The sequence below is a fragment of the Ensifer sp. ENS07 genome (assembly GCF_014852185.1).
GTDB classification, from domain to species: domain Bacteria; phylum Pseudomonadota; class Alphaproteobacteria; order Rhizobiales; family Rhizobiaceae; genus Ensifer; species Ensifer adhaerens.
On record NZ_JACVBE010000104.1, the window covers coordinates 1 to 212 of the forward strand.

1 protein-coding gene is annotated in these 212 nt (G+C 62.7%); it reads right to left on the reverse strand.

The features are described from left to right. A partial coding sequence (locus IB277_RS37840) for a VCBS domain-containing protein (protein ID WP_192373434.1) occupies nucleotides 1-212 on the reverse strand: 212 nt, incomplete at both ends.

Genomic DNA, 212 nt, shown 5'->3' on the forward strand with positions numbered 1-212 from the left:
GTGCCGAGATAGCCGTTGCCGTTCGCCTTGAAGCTGGCGGTGTGCGTGTCGAGCGTATCGACATCGCTAAAGCCAACCGCACCGCCCTGCGTGTGTGTGACCGTGTTCTCACCCGTCGCCTTGTCGGCGATCTCCGTCACAGAACCGCTCTGCACGCCCGAAGTGATGACCGGTGCGTCGTTGGTGCCGGTGATCACGATCGTCACGGTCTG